This is a genomic window from Acinetobacter sp. SH024, from assembly GCF_000163635.1.
In the GTDB taxonomy this organism is placed as follows: domain Bacteria; phylum Pseudomonadota; class Gammaproteobacteria; order Pseudomonadales; family Moraxellaceae; genus Acinetobacter; species Acinetobacter pittii.
In genome coordinates this window covers 199,429-216,408 of record NZ_GG753602.1, presented here as the reverse complement: position 1 = coordinate 216,408, position 16,980 = coordinate 199,429, and the positions used below count along the sequence as shown (strand labels likewise).

The following is a 16,980-nucleotide window of genomic DNA, read 5'->3' as shown; positions in this document are numbered from 1 at the left end:
GATAAAAATGATGAAATTCTCTAGTCAACTTTTCCTGATCTTACCTCTAGCTATGGGAATCGGTGTTGCCATGGCTTTTCAGACTGCAATCAATGCTCAACTGCGCGAGCAACTACACTCACCGTTGCAAGCAGCTTTATTATCATTTTTCATAGGTACTATTGTTTTAGCCGTTATGGTTTTTTTCCAAAGTGCCGAAAAGCCCTCTTTAAGTGAAATATCAAATATTCCATGGCTTCTTTGGACAGGAGGATTCCTTGGGGTTTATGCAATTAGCATGAGCATTTATACTGCACCTAAACTTGGTTTTTTAACCTTTACAGGGCTAGTCGTTTTTGGGCAATTGCTCATTTCAATGTTGCTTGACCATTTTGGTTGGTTAGGTACAGAAAAGACACCTGTTACATGGCAACGGTTTCTGGGTGGCGTGATCATCTTTGTCGGTGTGTTACTCACTTTGCAACGTTAGCTTCATTTTTATATTTAAAAAGAGTACCTTTTGTGTCGAATGTCACATCTTTTCGGTCTGAATTAAAACAACTCTTCCACTTAATGCTACCGATTTTAATTACCCAGTTTGCTCAAGCGGGATTTGGGTTAATTGACACTATTATGGCTGGGCATTTATCTGCAACCGATTTAGCAGCAATTGCGGTAGGTGTGGGCTTATGGATCCCAGTCATGCTCCTGTTCAGTGGCATTATGATTGCAACTACACCTTTGGTCGCTGAAGCAAAGGGCGCAAGAAATACAGAACAAATTCCTGTCATTGTTCGTCAATCCTTATGGGTCGCCATCATTTTAGGCGTAATGGCTATGCTCATTTTGCAGCTTATGCCGTTTTTCTTACATGTGTTTGGCGTACCAAAAAGCTTACAGCCTAAAGCAAGTTTATTTTTACATGCGATTGGTTTAGGCATGCCAGCTGTGACCATGTACGCAGCCCTACGCGGTTATTCTGAGGCTTTAGGCCATCCACGTCCTGTAACGGTCATTAGCTTACTGGCCTTAGTGGTTTTAATCCCTTTAAACATGATTTTTATGCATGGATTAGGGCCAATACCTGCATTAGGTAGCGCAGGCTGTGGTTTTGCAACCTCCATTTTACAGTGGCTCATGCTAATTACTTTAGCTGGCTATATTTATAAAGCTTCGGCTTACCGTAACACGTCTATTTTTAGCAGATTCGATAAAATTAACCTGACTTGGGTAAAAAGAATCTTACAGCTTGGCCTACCCATCGGTTTAGCCGTGTTCTTTGAAGTCAGTATTTTTAGTACAGGTGCATTGGTACTTAGCCCACTAGGTGAAGTCTTTATTGCAGCGCATCAAGTTGCAATTTCAGTTACCTCTGTGCTGTTTATGATCCCGCTTTCACTTGCGATTGCCCTGACCATTCGTGTGGGAACCTATTATGGTGAAAAGAACTGGGCTTCGATGTACCAAGTCCAAAAGATTGGTCTAAGCACGGCAATATTTTTTGCCTTATTGACCATGTCTTTTATTGCTCTAGGTCGTGAACAAATTGTCTCGGTTTATACTCAAGATATAGATGTAGTTCCTGTTGCCATGTATTTACTCTGGTTTGCAATGGGTTATCAGCTGATGGATGCATTGCAAGTGAGTGCCGCAGGCTGTTTAAGAGGGATGCAAGATACGCAAGCACCGATGTGGATTACACTCATGGCATATTGGGTGATTGCTTTTCCTATCGGACTTTATTTAGCACGTTATACCCATTGGGGTGTAGCTGGCGTATGGTTAGGCTTAATTATTGGTTTAAGCATTGCTTGTGTTTTATTACTTTCAAGGCTTTATTTAAATACCAAACGTTTAAGCAAAACCTAATAAAAAAGCCGATTATTCATCGGCTTTTTTATTTTATGCAGACTTGGCTCGCGGGCTTGCTCCAATTTGCCAGACAAAGGGCAAATCGGTACGGTTTACTTCCCAATCTCCAATCACCTTTTCTTTATAGATGAGCGGATTATGTGAAGACACCGTTCGAGCATTACGCCAGAAACGGTCGAGTTGTTTGACCTGACTACTTGCTGACGCGCCCAAAGCATTAAATAATTGGCTGGTTAAGTCGAGTACCAAATTAGAAATCACCACCTGTCCTTGCGCCGACTCAAGCTCTGCATCTACATTAAACTGATGTTCTTTCACCTCTAACTCACTAAAGTGACTTTCATAAGCCTTCTGCAATGCTTCAGCTGTTTTAATCGTAATTGCTAGACTTCCGTAAGCTTGAGCAGAGGCTTTACCCACCACCTGTAAAACTTGTGGGTCATGACGAACAATGTCTCCATTACCATGACTAAAAATACGTTTTCTCTCACGAATCTCCTGACTAAAAGTTTCTACTGCCGCATGTGCAATACCCGTTAAAGTTGCAAGATGGACGACTTGATAAAAAGCAGTTTGATATTTAAAACGCTGGTCAAATGGAATAAGGTGCGAAGCCGGCAAGTGAACCTGATGTACTTTTAAAGTACCGCTACCCGTCGTCTTTTGACCAAAGCCATCCCAATCATCAATCACACTCACGCCTGTTTCATGGCGATAAATAGCAGCAATCACATGGCGGTCATTTACTTCATCGTAAGCAAATAAATCGATCCAGTCAGCAAAGATACTTCCCGTTGAATAGTACTTTTCACCATTCACTACCAAGTTGCCCGAAGCATCTTTGGTTACTCGTGTAACGACATCACCGATTTGCACATTTCCAACTTCGGTCCATGCATTCCCAACTAAATCACCTTGTACAAAACGCTGAAACCAAACCTCTTGTGAGTGCTCTTTATGGGCAACTAAGCGGTCTTCAACAAAAGCGAAGTGTCCACGCAAAGCTTGCACAATATTCGAGTCTGCTTGTGCTAACTCTGCTAAAAGCTGGAAAAGTTGCGGTAATGACACCCCATCTCCACCATATTTAACCGGAACACGTACCGCACCTAACTTGAGTTCTTTTAACCACTGAATCGGTTCAAAAGGCAAGATTCGTTCTTTTTCTCGCTGAATTGCACCTTGGGCAATTTTTTCAAAAACTGGGCGAAATCTACTTGCGACCTTTTCATAATCGGCGCCTACAGATAGTTCTTCTAATTCAATTTGGGTAATCGTCATCTTTATTCTCCTAATCTTATTTTTTCTTCACTTTAGCTCCATGCATGACGAGGTGGATGGATGCCATTGAGGTAGTAATTACCGACAATGTGATATTTCCAACGCACTGGATCATGCAAGGTATGAGTACGCGCATTACGCCAATGGCGGTCCAGATTAAGCTCAGACAAGGTTGACCGTGTTCCAGACAACTCAAAAAGCTTATTCGCTGCTAAAATCGCAACTTCTGTAGTGAGTACTTTTGCTTCAGCAACCAGTAATGTGGCTTGGTTTACATGCTCTTCTGTCGTGTCGGCAATCGCTTGATCAATCGCATCTCCTGCTAAATCTAATACCGCTTCTGCCGCACGAAGTTTTATTTTTAAATCACCAATGTTTGCAATCGTATAGGGATCATCACTCGCTTTTTCCAAACCTGAATCGACCCATGCACGACTATGATTTTTGACATAGTGAATTGTTTCTTCAATTGCGCCACGTGCAATACCAGCATCAACAGCAGCTTGAATAAATTGTGAAATTGCACCTGCTGGGGTAGGACGCTCAAAAGCCTGATAAATCGGAATTAGATATTCTTCACGTACTGGAACTTGATTAAGTTCAACGGTTCCACTGGCCGTGGTTCTTTGCCCGAAACCAGACCAGTCATTAATAATATTCACCCCTGAAGTTTCCCGAGGAACTAGCGCCGCATAAGGTTGCCCCTCTTCATTTACAGCGACAATAGGAACCCAATGCGCAAGCAATGCACCTGTTGCAAAAAACTTCTTGCCATTAATTTCATAACCGTGCTCGGTCTTTCGTAATGTGGTAGTGAGGTCAGCCACCGTTTTGCTATGTTTTTCTGAAAAGGCATTGCCAAAACGAATCCCTCTCAACACTAAGTTAAAGAAAAATTGTTGTTGTTCTGGGCCTGCATCAAGGCGTAAATGTTCAATAAAAGCCAAGTGATTTTGAGGAAGCTGTGCAAGAGATGGGTCAACACTCGCAATTGTTTTGATGACCTCAGCCAAGGTTCGATATTTAACTTGGGCACCACCAAATTGCTTGGGAACCGTAATAGCCCATAAGCCACTTTGTGAGAACTGTTGAATTTCGTTTAGAGGTAAACGGCGCTCTTTGTCTCGCTCAGATGCTTCTTGTGCAAACTCTTGAGCAAGTTGTTTGGCAAGCTCAATTGCCTCTTCATCAGAACGAATAATATGCGCATCTTTTGACTGCTCAAACACAGATAAAGGAACCGCCTGAGACCGCCCATGGGCCGAACTTAAACTTGTCATAACTTTTGTTATCTCTATTTTTATTTAACCTGTCATTCACATTACCACCAAAAAAACAGGCACTTTATAGATATTAAAGCTTTGTTTATGAAATGGATTTTCACAAGCTTTTCATATTTTTTACTATAAAAATAACATTTTGTTTTTCGAAAAATTTCTTACATGAGATAAACAATTTCATATAGGCTTTTTAAGCTTTGTCACCTATGATCAAAACTAGGCAATATTATGTTGTAGTCAATGAGGTATCGAAGATATGGCAAAGAATGCAAGTTCACCCGGCAAACGATTTATGAAACTTGCAGGAATGACCGCGAGCATTGCAACGAAAACCGTTTCTAACTCGATTCGAAACTTGACCGCAGATGAAGAACAAAAGCTGGCTTCAAAAACCAAGTTATTTCAGGATATTGGTTTGCAAATTGCCGACACCTTAGGCGAAATGAAAGGTGCCGTCATGAAGGTCGGCCAAATTGCATCACAATATAAAGATATTTTCCCACCCGAGGTCGCTAAAGCAATTTCTAAGTTACAGCGCCAAGCTCCACCTATGCCCTTTGCTGCTATTCAACAACAAGTTGAACGTGAGCTTGGAAAGCCGCTGAATGTTGCCTTTAAATCTTTTGATCAAGAACCTTTTGCAGCTGCTTCAATTGGACAAGTTCACAAAGCTGTCTTGCCAAGTGGCGAGCAAGTTGTTGTTAAAGTGCAATATCCGGGTGTTGATGAAGCCTGTGAAAGTGACTTAAAACAAGTACGTTTGGCACTTCGTTTAATGGGTGTGCTTAAAATTGATAAAAAGCTACAAGATCAGCTTTTTGCAGAGATTCAAGATAGTCTGTCAGCAGAGCTTAACTATGAAATCGAGGCTCAAAACCTTGAAGTTTTCAAAACATTTCATAGCCAATTAGATGACAAAATTATCATCCCGACTGTTTATAAAGATTACTCTTCAAGACGTATTTTAACCTTGAGTCTCGAACAAGGTGACAGCATTGAAACTGCCAGCGCTTGGCCTATCGAAATTCGAAATACCATTGGACGCCGCTTGATTCGTGCTTTAGGTCAGGAAATGTTCTTTTTAAAACGTTTTCACTGTGACCCTCATCCGGGTAACTTTGCTTTCCGCCAAGATGGCAGTGTCATTATTTATGACTATGGCAGTGTTAAAACGCTTTCAAATGAAATCGTGCAGCACTTTAAACGCTTAGTAAATGCAGCTCGCCATGAAAATATCGATTTGATCGAAACAGAATTATTTGAACTACATTCACTTGCTGAAAAAGGCAAATTCCCGAGTGATCTATATAAACTCTGGATTGAAGTATTGTTACGTCCGCTTACCACCACTTATAATTTTGCAGAGAACTCATCACATCATGATGGCATGTTACTTGTGAAAAAATCTTTGAAGTATTGGGATGTCTTTAAACCATCACCAGATACTTTAATGGTCAACAGAACCATTTCAGGACATTACTGGAACCTGATTCACTTAAAAGTTCATGACAATCTAAACGATCTATTTGAAGAGCTTGTTCCACCTTCTAACTAACTTGATTTACTGATCAGTGTAGCCTTTTATGGGTTACATTGACTTTTTAATTGTTATGTTATAACATTTCTTTAATCAAAAATAATTTAGGACAATCTCTCATGCGTAAAGATATTCATCCTGCTTATCAACAAGTGTTATTTCATGACACCAATGCAGACGTGTACTTCTTAATTGGTAGTACTCTTCAGTCTAAACAAACCAAAGAGTATCAAGGGAAAGTCTACCCTTATGTCACTCTTGATATTTCAAGTGCATCACACCCTTTCTACACAGGTGAAGTACGTCAAGCAAGTAACGAAGGCCGTGTAGCAAGCTTCAATAAACGTTTCGCTCGCTTTAATCGTAAGAGTTAATCTTGCGTTAAGATTTGACCAATACACTTAAATCATTGGAAGCCTAAGACTATCTCCTCCACTTAGGCTTCTTTTTTTATGTGTATTTTTCATCATTTATAAACTGTGTATAAAAGAAAACTTATCCACAAGTTGTCTAAAAACACTTCTGATTTTTTTCAATAACTCCTCAATTTTTATAATTGCCAAGCTTTCAAAGCATGTATTCAATGCTATGCTTAAGCCCCATTTGATAGGAAGTTTAAGATTATGGCACAAGAGTTACTTGCCCAATTACAAGCAGGCACAGCAAAATTTTCAGACGTTTTAGCTCATATTGAAGCACGTTACCAACATACTCCAACGGCTTTTCAAAATGGTGCACAGCATAACGCTGCTACTGAAAATCAAGGCAGTGCAAAAGTTTTCTCTTTTGCCAAGTTACAAGGGTTAGACCAAGCACAAACTTTAAGTTTATTTGCAGAGCACTACGCATCTGTATTAGCTACCCCAGAGGGAACTGACCACCAAAATATTCGTCAGTTTATGCAAAATGGTTGGGATGGTGTGAAGTTTGAAGGTCAAGCTTTAACTGAAAAGTAATAGATTTAAATAAATAATAGAAACGACTTAATTTTTATTATGAGCATTGCCTTAAATGGAAGTGATATCCAAATGATGGATTGTATAGGCTAAGCTTACTTTTCAAGGATGAAAAGTAACAAAAATCCTTTGTTGCGCTGATGCTACATCCATGTAGCACAGCGAAACGACGGCATCCATGCCGTCTGTCACGATAGTAAATGCCTTATTTTTCTTAATTATTTTATTAGCCCCTTACATTCGATACGCGATAACGTCATTCGCAGCCTGCGTGGTGTCAATAAAAGATCGTTTTTGCAAAGCATAAGATAAATGGATTCAGTGAACAGGTTCTGCGAATGACAGATGCCTTTGGTTACTTTGGGCAAAACCAAAGTAACTTAATTAGCTGCTTCCATTAGATAACTCAACGATAAGACTCCGTCGTGAAAATCCTACCCAACACTCAACTTCGATGAGCTCTCACAACTTGAAATCATGGTCAATTCTTAAATATAAAAACTCAATGCCCCGCTACCCAATGATAAGTCGCTAACCCCAAACACGTAAAAATTAATGACCCAATTAAATGGATGGAAATCCCCAATATCGCCATACCCAACTTACCACTTTGTAATAAAGTGACGATCTCAATCGAGAACGTTGAAAAGGTAGTTAAAGCACCACAAAAACCAGTAATCACAAAAAGCTTATAGTTCGGACTTAAATCACTTTGAGCAAAATAGGCAACTGCAAAACCAATAATAAAACCACCGACCAAATTAACAGTGACGGTACCCAGTGGAATTTGCGGGTAAATCGGGTTAAGTTTTAAACCTAAAAACCAACGCAACCATGCCCCTAGAACTGAGCCTAAAGCAATTGAAAGTAGAGAGTAATACATAGGACCACCCCTTTAGATAGACGCTAAAAGAGCAAAAAATAATGAAGGGAAATATGACACAGCGTACTCCAAAAATAAGCAGAGTACGCAATAACCTACGTACCCAGCGATATAAATACATGAGGGTAACGTAGGCATCATTAGCCAATACGGCGGTTTTTCAAGGGAGGAATGCCATCTCCCTATTTTAAATATATTAGATCATCTTGAATTTGATTTAAACATACTTTTTAAATCATGGGCGTTCATCGTATTGCGGTAAATCATCACAAATGCTTTCCCACTCTGCCTTAGAAGCAGCAAAAATATGCATTGTCGGCTTTTGGTCTAATGGTGTATCGAGTGACCCAATTCTTATACGATATAGTTCAGGTTGAGCATCACGCGAACTAATAAGCGGTGAACCACATTCGCCACAAAACCAGCGGTACACACCGTTCACAGCAAATTTTTTGACAAGGTTTTCACCTTGTGTAATTTTAAAATCTGTACTTTTAACAGGAGCATTGGTGGCAAATGCTGTTCCATTGGATTTTCGACAGCGTTGACAGTGACATTGAATAATATCTCCGATATCGCCTTTAATTTCATAGCGAATACCCTGACATAAACAACTTCCTTGATAAACTGGTGATGCTTGAGACATGTTCTCGTAAATCCTATTATTATTGATCGCTCAAAAATAACACTTTTCACATATCAAACATAGCACCAAATTATCCTGTTATTTTTCTAAAAAAGAATGCACACCTTCACCAGCCGCTCGCCCTGTAGCAAAGCATGCTGTAAGTAAATATCCACCTGTAGGAGCATCCCAATCCAGCATTTCACCACAACAGAATACCCCTGAAGTTTGTTTAAGCTCTAAGCTTTCAGTTAGTGCATTCTGCTTAACACCACCAGCACAGCTAATCGCTTCTTCAATGGGTCTAAAGCCCTCTAACTTAATTTGGAGCGCTTTGATTCGCTGGGCCATAGCCTCTGGTTGGTTCCATAGTGCTTTATCAACCACTTCTCGAATTAAGTTAATCTTGGTCGTGTCCAAGCCTGCTTTACGCCAGATATTGGTGAGCGATTGTTTTTTGCTAGCCTGTAATTTTTTAACTAACTGTGACAACTCTACATCAGGCAATAAATCTAAAAACAAATTTAAGCTTTGCCCTTGTTTTTGTTGTTCTCGTAAAGCACGTCCAAGTTTATAAATAACACCACTTTCTAACCCATAGTGAGTAATCACAATATCACCATGAGTAACTTGGCTGGGTTCAACCCACGCATTGATACGTTTTAAAGGTTCACCAAAACAGCTTTCCATAAAAGCTGACCAAGCGTGCAATACTCCTGCATTACTCGCTTGAAAAGGTTCAATATTGGATTGATCAACCCATTGCTGCCAAGCACCATCACTACCTAATTGTGACCAAGACACAGCACCACAAGCCAATACTACTGCATCGTATTGCTGGGTAAAGGTTTCAGCGCTTTGATTATTTTGGTTTTCTAAAGTTACCGTTGTGCCTTGCAAATTAATACAACGATGACGATAAAAGAATTTAACCTGCTGTTCTGCCAAACGTTTTAGCCAAGCACGCAGTAAAGGTGCCGCTTTCATTTCGACAGGAAAAATACGACCTGAAGTACCCACATAAGATTCAATTCCCAGACTTTTTATCCAATTTTGAATCCAGATTGCATCCCATTTTTCCACCCACGGTTTGAGCCATTCTACACGGTCATAGCGCTCAATAAATTGCGCTAAAGGTTCGGCATGCGAGATATTTAACCCCGTTTTACCTGCCATGAGAAACTTACGCGCCGCTGAAGGTTTCTGCTCGTATACATCAATATCATAAGCATATTGGCTCAACACCTCAGCTGCCATTAAACCAGCCGGACCTGCACCAATAATGGCAACCCGCTTATTCGCCATGCACTTGACCTTGTAATGGGGCAAACTCATCAAAACGTGTGCTGTAACCTTCAGGTTTAGTGATCACAAGCTGTTGGCAAAGTTCTCCACGTTCTAAATACTTAATTTCAAAATGAGTACGTGCAGATGTTTGAGCAATTTTTTCTTTTTGGTAAGGCAGCTTCCAGACATTAATTAATTGTTGTTCAGCTTCTTCAATATATTCAGGAATATTACTTGCCAAAGTAATGGTTCCACCTGTTTGCAGACGAGAGATTAAGAACTCAAAAAATGGCATATTCAACCAGCGCTGTGCTGGATTATGGGGTTCTGGGTTTGGATAGAGAATAAAGAAATGTTCAACTTGAGCAGGATGTAGTGCATGTACCACCCACGGTAAAGCATCTGCATGTACAGGAATTAAATTATCTCTTGGTTCCAGACCATGCTGTTTTTGCATTGCCAAGAATTTTTCTCGGGTTCGTTCAATTGCATACAATGTGTGCTGCGGCTGTTGCCCGCTAAAAAGCAAAGCATGTTTACCCTTGCCCGCTCCAATTTCTACACAAATCGGGGTATTTTCAATTGGGGTAAAATCGCGAGGCGCTTGCATACGTTGTGCTTGAAATTGACGAATCTGCATAATCACATCAAACTAAATAAAAATCGGCATAAGTCTAACAAGTCACCTGACTTTTGCCTAATCTATTTCTCTTCACTTTGAGGATATCGCTTTATGCCACGTACATTCCCCTGCCCACGTTGTGGTGAACCAAGTGTTTGGGAAGGTAATGAATTTCGTCCATTTTGCTCTGAACGCTGTAAATTAATTGATTTAGGTGCTTGGGCAAATGATGAGTATAGACTGCCTACCCAAGATGCGCCTCAGCATAACAAGGGTAGTCAAAATGAAGATGATTACGAGGATTAACCTGCTTTACCCGCGACAAACGGGTTAAATTGTTTTTCATAGCCAATGGTACTCATCGGACCATGTCCCGAAATAAACTGAGTATCATCTGGCAAACTAAAACACTCTCGTTTAATCGATTCAATCAACTGATCATGGTTTCCACGTGGGAAGTCTGTTCGCCCAATCGAACCTTTAAACAGAACATCGCCTGTCCAAAGTAAGCCATGGTTTTTATTATAGAAAACCACATGACCTGGCGTATGCCCCGGTGCAAAGCGTACTTCAAATTCATCTTCGCCCAGTTTTAGTACTTCACCACCTTCAAGCCATTGATCGACTTTGACAGGTTGTGGAATTGGAAAGCCATAACGTGCTGATACTTCTTGAATCATGTCTAGCCAGAACTGATCTTCTTTGTGTGGACCAATAACAGGAACGCTCCATTCTTTGGCAAGCTCGCCTACTGCTCCTGCATGATCTAAATGCCCATGAGTTAGCCACAGAGCCTTCACTTTTAGACCTAAGGCTTCAACTTCTTTTTTCAAAACAGCAGCATCACCACCCGCATCAATCAAAACTGCTTCTTTCGTTTCACTGTCCCAAACAAGGGAACAGTTTTGAGCAAATGCAGTAACTGGAACAATTTTGACTTGCAGCATAAGAACCTCTGGCTAAAACGCAATTAACGGTGGGCTAAGGTATAAGTAAGGGCATCAAGATTAGCCTGAACTAACCCTGCAAGCAAATCAATATGAGCCTGATCACTATTTAAAGCAGGAATGTAAGAATAGCTTCCGCCACCCAACTCTTGAAACAACTCAGCGTTTTGGATGGCTAACTCTTCAAGTGTTTCTAAACAATCGGCAGAAAAAGCGGGACTTAAAACTTGAACTGACTTAACGCCCTGCTTCGCCCAATCTTGTAAAAGCTGGTCAGTATAAGGTTTCACCCATTCTTGTTTTCCAAAACGTGATTGGAAGCTAATTGCCCATTCATCCTCTTTTAAATGCAAAGCTTCAGCGACTAACTTTGCAGTAATGCGACAGCGGTCTGCATAAGGGTCGCCTTTGTCTGCATAAGGCTGTGGAATACCATGAAATGACATCAACAGTTTTTCAGGTTTACCATACTGCTCTTGGTAGGCTAAAACGCTTTCTGCCAATGCCTGAATAAACATTGGATGTTGATAATAATCTTTAATAATCGTTAAACCCGGCAAGTTCCGCTGAGCTGGAATCCACTTGGCAAATGCATCATATAACGGCGCTGTAGACGTTGCGGAATATTGAGGAAATAAAGGCAATAAAATGACATGCTCTTGCGGGTTAGTCGCCAATTTTTCTAAAACTACGTCAATACCCGGATTACCGTAGGTCATCGCCGGTATCACGGTTAAATCAAACTGATTATTTTCTCGCTGCAAATAAGCCTCAATACGTTGAGTTTGCTCAAACACAATTTCACGCATCGGCGAATCTTTTGACCATACCGAAGCATAGGCATGTGCTACCCTTTTTGGGCGAAAAGGTAAAACAAACAGATTTAAAATAATCCACCAAATGAATTTCGGTATTTCAATTACACGTGAATCAGATAAAAACTGCTTTAGAAAACGGCGAACCGCAGGAACAGTGGCCTCATCCGGTGTACCTAAATTCGCTAAAATGACTGTGACTTTCGGTTTTTGTTCAAACGACATGTGTAAATGCCTTTCAATTCATCTTATGTCACTAATGTAACAGCTTTTATTGTCATATATAAATTGAATCGCTCTAAGCTTTTAATCGAATGCCCCGATGATTCCATTTATAGCTACGTAATAACTTTTGAGCTTTAGCTGTGACTTTCCATAAGCTATAGGATTGTTCAGTCTGAATTGGAAGAATCCAGCCCTGTGACTGCATTTGCTTTTTAATCCGAAACAATGCCTTATGGTTAATCTGAGCGCAGGCAACAGCATGAGCACGAGGTAACTCCTGACGAGCATCTTCTAGGCCAGCCTGATTCAAATATTCATTTAAACATGTCCCAAAATTCTCTTCTGGTGTCGCTGTTTCAAACTGCTTTGCCAATATACTTAACAACTGCGACCAAGTCATTTGTCGTTGTCGTTTCAGCTCTTTAAAATTGCCATCCTGAAATGCTTGAATTTGATATTCAAATGCAAACACATCTTGAGGAGCAACTTCATTTACTTGATCTGATGATTCTGCTAATTGTTGTTCTAACTGTAAAATTTTACTTTTTAATAGTTTAATTTCATCTTCTAAGTGATGAGCCTGATGAGCAGGAACCCAACCTTGCCCGATATGCTGCTCCATGATTAAAGGCATATTTAAACGGACAGCTAGCTCTAAGTCACGGAGGCTTTTAAAGTAAAATACGTGGTAAGCTTCATGTAATAGTTTTTTTCTAAATACGAGAAATTTACCTTTAAGCTGTGGATGTGTTTCTTGTAAATGCATTTCACGACTTTCGGGCTGCTCATGCATGAAAACAATAATGGGTTTAGCCTGACTTAACGCATATTCATACTCTAAAGATAAATAACTCACACCAGAAATCGACTGCTCTCCATACTGGCTGCCTAAAAGTAGGATTACATAATCACATTCATCAATTTGTCGACGTGCAAGCGTAGTGGTGAGGGGTGTTCGTTGTTCTAATCCCCAAGCAAAGAAACCCATCCCTACCAAGGTTTGAGACAAAACCATTCGCTCTGGCTGCATATCGCGGCCAGACGTTGAAATAAAAATCTGATAGCGTGTATCGAGCATAACAATACCCTTTCGCCCCATGATCTGTCCGTGACTTAATATCAGCCAAGATCATGAACCGCCCCAAATAAAATAATAAATCTAAAAAACACTACTTTCTAAATGATGCTAAAAGATCAGTTTAGATTATGAAGTGTCCAAGTTAACTCTTGTGGAATCATATGTTGTAAAACAGGTTGCAGTGCCTCAGCATTATTACCGCTGACATAACATTCAATACGTGCAACATTCTGACCTATTTGGTCACATAATAACTCATTTTTTATTAAAATACGGGCTGTTTGTCGGGCAACTGCCAATCCAGAATCAACCAGTGTGAATTGGTTATCAAAAAGATGATGAATTGCTTGATTTAAGAAAGGATAATGCGTGCAACCGAGCACTAAATAGTCGGCACCTTGCTCAGCGGCGGGCTGTAAAACTTCTTTTAATGCCTTTAAACATGCCTCACCCATTTGCTGACCTGCCTCTACACAAGGAACAAGTTCAAGGCTGGTTAAGGTCATCACTTTAACACCCGCCGGAACAGCAAACTTCTCGACAACATCTTTAATGAGTTGGCCACGAAAAGTAGCAGGCGTCGCCAATACAGCAACCACTTTAGAACGAGTCTGTAATACAGCAGGTTTTAATGCTGGAACCAATCCAACAATTGGAAAGTGTTCACCATAATGCTCACGCAAATGATCAAGGCTAAATGCGGAAGCCGTATTGCAGGCTACGACTGCAATTTTACAGCCTTGACGATATAGCCAATCGACTGCTCGAGCCGTGAGTTCTCTAATTTCTTCATCAGAACGTGGACCATAAGGCACGTAGGCAGTATCGGCATAATACACAATACGTTCATTGGGCAAATATTTGGCAATTTCTGCTGCAACTGACATTCCTCCAATTCCCGAATCAAAAATACCAATTGGGGCATCTGCTGATGCTTTAGGCATAGGTTCTAGCTCGGAAAATAAAGGTTGTATGGCGGTCATAGCTGTACTGAAGTGTCAGAAAATTTCACTCCCTAAAGCTTAAACCTCAAGTGCCTAATTGCAAGAGCAAATTACCACTTTTTAGCTCTAAAATGGTTTCACCTTTATCGTTTTCAATTAGTGTTCCATAGTTCACCAAATGATAGAAAGCCTGACGTTGAATCAGCGCATTAATTCCAAAACGGACATGCACATAAGGACGCAACTCTCCTGCATATTCACGCATAAAAATAGGATGTTCTGCATCAACCAAAATTACATCTTGGTTAGTGGTGGTCAGTTGTAAAAATTGCTCACCTGAAATTTCGACCTGATCTGCCTGATTGACTAATAAAGGTTCATCTTCAACTTCGATTTCAATTTGTTCTACAGGGGTTTTCAGGTAGAATTTGCCTTCTTCTTTCCATAGGACTTTGGTAAACAGATCTAATAGAGCTTGGCGCTTGATTAATTGACCTTCGTGCCACCATTCTCCATTGGATTTCACTGTCAAATCCATTTTGCCGCAATGCTTTGGATGCCACTGCTCTAAAGGTGGAATTGACCTTTTGTGACTTTGCTGTACACCTTTTAAGTATTGTGCAATGTTCATTAAGTTTTTATCATCAGATAACGGTATTTTTCCCATATCCGATGGTGAATTATTTTGATTTACCATAGTTTATGCCTTGCTGACGAAAAAATGTTACGACTCAGCCAATTGGCTAGATCATGGTTTAAAACTATACTAGCCCAAACGATAAAAGGCACAATAGCATATTTGCGCCTATGGATTAAAACACTCACGGCAGCACCGAATTATCTGAATATGACGGTTGCCACCTTTAAGTATTGAGGAGTCCTACATGGAACACATCGAACGTGAATCGATGGAGTTTGACGTTGTCATCGTAGGTGCAGGACCTGCAGGTCTATCTGCTGCGATTAAGATCCGTCAATTAGCGATTGAAAAAAACTTACCCGATCTTTCTGTTTGTGTAGTTGAAAAAGGCTCTGAAGTAGGTGCGCATATCTTGTCTGGTGCTGTGCTTGAGCCACGTGCCATCAATGAACTTTTCCCGAACTGGAAAGATGAAGGCGCGCCTCTTAATGTCCCTGTAACTGAAGACAAAACTTTCTTCTTACTTTCAGACACCACTTCTAAAGAAGTACCTCACTGGATGGTTCCTAAAACCATGCATAACGATGGTAACTATGTGATCTCTTTAGGTAACGTAGTTCGCTGGTTAGGGCAAAAAGCTGAAGAGCTAGAAGTTTCTATCTTCCCTGGCTTTGCTGCATCTGAAGTACTTTACCATGAAGACGGTACTGTAAAAGGTATTCAAACAGGCGACATGGGTATTGGTAAAGATGGCGAACCAACGCATAACTTTACTCCAGGCTATGAGCTTCACGCTAAATATACCCTCTTCGCTGAAGGTTGCCGTGGTCACTTAGGAAAACGCCTAATTGCGAAATACAACCTTGATAAAGATGCTGATCCTCAGCACTACGGTATCGGGATTAAAGAGCTTTGGGAAATTGACCCAGCAAAACATAAACCGGGCTTAGTCATGCACGGTGCAGGTTGGCCTTTAGCAGAAACAGCTTCTTCAGGTGGCTGGTGGTTATACCACGCTGAAAACAACCAAGTTACTTTGGGCATGATTGTGGACTTGTCTTATGAAAATCCACACATGTATCCATTTATGGAAATGCAGCGCTGGAAAACTCACCCACTGATTAAACAGTATTTAGAAGGTGGTAAACGTATTTCTTACGGCGCACGTGCGGTAGTGAAAGGCGGTTTCAACTCTCTTCCTAAATTAACTTTCCCGGGCGGTTGCTTGATTGGTGATGATGCAGGTTTCTTAAACTTTGCAAAAATCAAAGGCTCACACACTGCCATGAAATCAGGCATGTTATGTGGTGAAGCTGTATTTGAAGCAATTGCTGCGGGTGTAGAAAAAGGCGGTGATCTTGCGATTGCACGTGTTACTGAAGGCGAAGATTTATTCGTTAAAGAATTGACTTCATACACTGACAAATTTAACAACAGCTGGTTAAAAGAAGAGCTTTATAACTCTCGTAACTTTGGCCCAGCGATGCATAAATTTGGTCAATGGATGGGTGGTGCATTTAACTTTATCGACCAGAATGTCTTTAAAGTGCCATTCACTTTACATGACTTGAAGCAAGACTTTGCTGCATTGAAAACTGTTGATGCAACAAGCTTTAAGCCAAACTATCCAAAACCGGATGGCAAACTTACATTTGACCGTTTATCTTCAGTATTTATTTCAAACACTGTACATGAAGAAAACCAGCCAGCTCACTTGAAGCTTACTGATCCTTCAATTCCAGTGAATGTGAACTTACCAAAATGGGATGAGCCTGCTCAGCGCTACTGCCCTGCTGGTGTTTACGAAATCATGGAAAATGATGATGGTTCTAAACGCTTCCAGATTAACGCAGCGAACTGTGTTCACTGTAAGACCTGTGATATTAAAGACCCATCTCAAAATATCACATGGGTAACGCCTGAAGGCGGCGGTGGTCCGAATTACCCTAACATGTAATTCCTTGCGCCGCTTTAGCCGCGGCTCATATCCTAATATGTAATAAAAAAGC

Annotated in this window: 18 protein-coding genes and 1 riboswitch; of the genes, 7 read left to right on the top strand and 11 right to left on the bottom strand. The window is 40.6% G+C overall.

Annotated features, from left to right (window positions below; all coding sequences use genetic code 11):
* Positions 1-7 precede the first annotated feature (7 nt).
* Entirely contained in the window at positions 8-469 is a 462-nt protein-coding gene (locus HMPREF0013_RS17580; protein WP_005065993.1) for a DMT family transporter, read from the top strand.
* A 32-nt stretch (positions 470-501) separates the two neighbouring features.
* Positions 502-1,848 carry a multidrug efflux MATE transporter AbeM gene (gene abeM, locus HMPREF0013_RS17575; protein ID WP_005079254.1) on the top strand — a complete coding sequence of 449 codons (1,347 nt, stop codon included), beginning with the start codon at positions 502-504 and terminating at the stop codon, positions 1,846-1,848.
* 33 nt (positions 1,849-1,881) lie between these two features.
* Here abeM and HMPREF0013_RS17570 read toward each other — a convergent pair whose 3' ends face one another.
* Both HMPREF0013_RS17570 and HMPREF0013_RS17565 read right to left on the bottom strand, forming a co-directional pair.
* Positions 1,882-3,132 carry an acyl-CoA dehydrogenase family protein gene (locus HMPREF0013_RS17570; RefSeq protein ID WP_002115020.1) on the bottom strand — a complete coding sequence of 417 codons (1,251 nt, stop codon included), beginning with the start codon at positions 3,130-3,132 and terminating at the stop codon, positions 1,882-1,884.
* A 32-nt stretch (positions 3,133-3,164) separates the two neighbouring features.
* Complete coding sequence (locus HMPREF0013_RS17565) at positions 3,165-4,412, bottom strand: SfnB family sulfur acquisition oxidoreductase (protein ID WP_002114788.1); 1,248 nt, start codon at positions 4,410-4,412, stop codon at positions 3,165-3,167.
* Positions 4,413-4,668: 256 nt separating this feature from the next.
* Here HMPREF0013_RS17565 and HMPREF0013_RS17560 point away from each other — a divergent pair, with 256 nt between their 5' ends.
* The 3 genes from HMPREF0013_RS17560 to HMPREF0013_RS17550 all read left to right on the top strand — a co-directional run bounded on the left by HMPREF0013_RS17560 (position 4,669) and on the right by HMPREF0013_RS17550 (position 6,905).
* On the top strand, positions 4,669-5,967 hold the full coding sequence (locus tag HMPREF0013_RS17560) for an ABC1 kinase family protein (RefSeq protein WP_002115159.1): 1,299 nt from the start codon (positions 4,669-4,671) through the stop codon (positions 5,965-5,967).
* 101 nt (positions 5,968-6,068) lie between these two features.
* Complete coding sequence (locus HMPREF0013_RS17555; protein WP_002114896.1) at positions 6,069-6,323, top strand: type B 50S ribosomal protein L31; 255 nt, start codon at positions 6,069-6,071, stop codon at positions 6,321-6,323.
* A gap of 249 nt (positions 6,324-6,572) precedes the next feature.
* Positions 6,573-6,905 (top strand): HopJ type III effector protein, encoded by a 333-nt coding sequence (locus tag HMPREF0013_RS17550; RefSeq protein WP_002114866.1) that lies wholly within the window; start codon positions 6,573-6,575, stop codon positions 6,903-6,905.
* 502 nt (positions 6,906-7,407) lie between these two features.
* On the opposite strand, the gene crcB is transcribed toward HMPREF0013_RS17550, so the two are convergent.
* From crcB to HMPREF0013_RS17530, 4 genes are all read right to left on the bottom strand, one after another.
* The gene (gene crcB, locus HMPREF0013_RS17545; protein ID WP_002115071.1) at positions 7,408-7,788 is read right to left on the bottom strand and encodes a fluoride efflux transporter CrcB; all 381 of its coding nucleotides are present in this window, start codon (positions 7,786-7,788) and stop codon (positions 7,408-7,410) included.
* Between the two features lie 124 nt (positions 7,789-7,912).
* A riboswitch (Fluoride riboswitch) is annotated at positions 7,913-7,979 on the bottom strand.
* A 44-nt stretch (positions 7,980-8,023) separates the two neighbouring features.
* On the bottom strand, positions 8,024-8,434 hold the full coding sequence (locus tag HMPREF0013_RS17540; RefSeq protein ID WP_002115014.1) for a GFA family protein: 411 nt from the start codon (positions 8,432-8,434) through the stop codon (positions 8,024-8,026).
* Positions 8,435-8,512: 78 nt separating this feature from the next.
* The gene (locus HMPREF0013_RS17535) at positions 8,513-9,718 is read right to left on the bottom strand and encodes a TIGR03862 family flavoprotein (RefSeq protein ID WP_002114725.1); all 1,206 of its coding nucleotides are present in this window, start codon (positions 9,716-9,718) and stop codon (positions 8,513-8,515) included.
* On the bottom strand, positions 9,708-10,346 hold the full coding sequence (locus tag HMPREF0013_RS17530) for an SAM-dependent methyltransferase (RefSeq protein WP_078224410.1): 639 nt from the start codon (positions 10,344-10,346) through the stop codon (positions 9,708-9,710). Before HMPREF0013_RS17530 ends, HMPREF0013_RS17535 begins: the two co-directional genes overlap by 11 nt.
* Positions 10,347-10,433: 87 nt before the next feature.
* Here HMPREF0013_RS17530 and HMPREF0013_RS17525 point away from each other — a divergent pair, with 87 nt between their 5' ends.
* The gene (locus HMPREF0013_RS17525) at positions 10,434-10,628 is read left to right on the top strand and encodes a DNA gyrase inhibitor YacG (RefSeq protein WP_002114956.1); all 195 of its coding nucleotides are present in this window, start codon (positions 10,434-10,436) and stop codon (positions 10,626-10,628) included.
* On the opposite strand, the gene HMPREF0013_RS17520 is transcribed toward HMPREF0013_RS17525, so the two are convergent.
* From HMPREF0013_RS17520 to HMPREF0013_RS17500, 5 genes are all read right to left on the bottom strand, one after another.
* Positions 10,625-11,269, bottom strand: coding sequence for an MBL fold metallo-hydrolase (locus tag HMPREF0013_RS17520; protein WP_005045031.1), 645 nt, complete (start codon positions 11,267-11,269; stop codon positions 10,625-10,627). The genes HMPREF0013_RS17525 and HMPREF0013_RS17520 overlap by 4 nt on opposite strands.
* Positions 11,270-11,292: 23 nt before the next feature.
* Entirely contained in the window at positions 11,293-12,309 is a 1,017-nt protein-coding gene (gene hemH / locus HMPREF0013_RS17515) for a ferrochelatase (protein ID WP_002114714.1), read from the bottom strand.
* 73 nt (positions 12,310-12,382) lie between these two features.
* Entirely contained in the window at positions 12,383-13,387 is a 1,005-nt protein-coding gene (locus HMPREF0013_RS17510) for a DUF4062 domain-containing protein (protein WP_005804181.1), read from the bottom strand.
* Positions 13,388-13,503: 116 nt separating this feature from the next.
* Positions 13,504-14,370 carry a glutamate racemase gene (murI, locus tag HMPREF0013_RS17505; protein WP_005804179.1) on the bottom strand — a complete coding sequence of 289 codons (867 nt, stop codon included), beginning with the start codon at positions 14,368-14,370 and terminating at the stop codon, positions 13,504-13,506.
* Between the two features lie 46 nt (positions 14,371-14,416).
* Complete coding sequence (locus HMPREF0013_RS17500) at positions 14,417-15,028, bottom strand: DUF1285 domain-containing protein (protein ID WP_002114653.1); 612 nt, start codon at positions 15,026-15,028, stop codon at positions 14,417-14,419.
* 187 nt (positions 15,029-15,215) lie between these two features.
* Here HMPREF0013_RS17500 and HMPREF0013_RS17495 point away from each other — a divergent pair, with 187 nt between their 5' ends.
* Complete coding sequence (locus HMPREF0013_RS17495) at positions 15,216-16,928, top strand: electron transfer flavoprotein-ubiquinone oxidoreductase (RefSeq protein ID WP_005804177.1); 1,713 nt, start codon at positions 15,216-15,218, stop codon at positions 16,926-16,928.
* The last annotated feature ends 52 nt before the right edge of the window (positions 16,929-16,980 follow it).